We start from the raw sequence: 1,455 nt of genomic DNA, 5'->3' as shown, positions 1-1,455 counted from the left end.
CGCCTTCGGCGGTGGGTAAGCGGCGCGAAATTTGCCCGCTTTGGTTCTGGTCAAAGTTTCTCGGATTGCCCGGCACGGCGGGCAGGTGAGCCCAACGTTGGGCCGGGGATAATTTAAGGCGAAAATATCAGGCCGATCGGATGACAGGTTTTGTTTTTATAATGTTCTGACACAAATATTTGTAGTGAGTAAAACACACGAAATGGCGAGTAGATGAAAGAATATCTTATTTCATTATATAAATATGGTGAATGGGCAAATCAACGTTTATTGGAGGTGGCCGAAACCTTGACGGAAGAGCAAGTTATGAGAAAGGTATTACCTGGCTTTGGGTCCGTGCATCACACGTTGGTTCATATTCTGGGAGCAGAGGTATTATGGTTTGCCCGATGGCAGGGAGTATCTCCAAAGACGATGCTTTCACCGTCCCAACTGCCGACCATATTCGCGATTCAGGAACGGTGGGCGGAGTTGATTAAAGAAAGAGATACCAATTTTGAGGGTCTAAATGGCTCCGATCTGGTCGTAGCCGTGCATTGGACGAATATGCGTGGACAGTCATTTACATTGCCACGCTGGCAGGTGATGCTTCATTGTGCCAACCACTCGACACATCACCGTAGCGAAATTGCAGCCATCTTGACCGAGCTTGGACACGAACCGGATAGTACTGATTTGTTGGGGTTCTATCTGGAAGGGGCAGGGTACCAGTGGAAACCGACCAGTCGTGCGTGAGACTGTATATTCGAATTCGATTATTTGTGATGGAGTTCTGATTATTGGCCTCAAATCAAAACATCCAAAAAGAAATTCGGCACTGCTTGATGTGGCGACAGGTTGATGATATCGGGTTTGAACATTGTAATCTGCGTTACCGAGAACAAGAGTGGTGCTTAAATGGAATCGTATTGACCATTTTTGATAACCAACCTGCGCTTGTTGAATATCAAGTATCGTGTGATGAGGGATGGCGGACCCATACTGTCCAGGTGAAGATGCAATTGGGAAGTAGGGAGTACATATTGGAACTCAGTAGAGATGAGCAGAAGGGCTGGCAAATTAATGGGCAGGATGATAATAATTTTGGACGATGTATTGATGTGGATTTAGGGATTACACCGGCAACCAATACGTTGCCAATCCGTCGGCTGAAACTTGCTATCGGTGAAACGGCAGAAATATTTGCGGCCTGGGTACGCTTTCCCGAGTTATCTGTGGAGGTTTTAGCCCAACGCTACACGCGTTTAAATGAACAGCGGTATAAGTATGAAAGTAGAGAGGGCACCTTTGTCGCAGAGATCGAGGTAGACAACCAGGGTTTCGTAATTTCTTATCCTGATTATTGGGAGCGAATTGGGACTTGCTCATAACAAATACACTACTTCGTATATGAGAATTAGCATCGAAAATATTGTAAAATTGTAGTATCTATCACAGACGCGGTTGGAGGCAGGT

General features: G+C 45.8%; 2 protein-coding genes. Both read left to right on the top strand.

The window, feature by feature from the left end; all coding sequences use genetic code 11:
- Positions 1-213 precede the first annotated feature (213 nt).
- Complete coding sequence (locus tag D6694_12140; protein RMH38612.1) at positions 214-735, top strand: hypothetical protein; 522 nt, start codon at positions 214-216, stop codon at positions 733-735.
- Positions 736-824: 89 nt separating this feature from the next.
- Positions 825-1,370: a hypothetical protein gene (locus tag D6694_12135; GenBank protein RMH38611.1), complete on the top strand. Its 546-nt coding sequence runs from the start codon at positions 825-827 to the stop codon at positions 1,368-1,370.
- Positions 1,371-1,455: the final 85 nt, after the last annotated feature.

Source organism: Gammaproteobacteria bacterium, assembly GCA_003696665.1.
Lineage (GTDB): Bacteria > Pseudomonadota > Gammaproteobacteria > Enterobacterales.
This window is presented reverse-complemented; position numbering and strand designations above follow the sequence as displayed.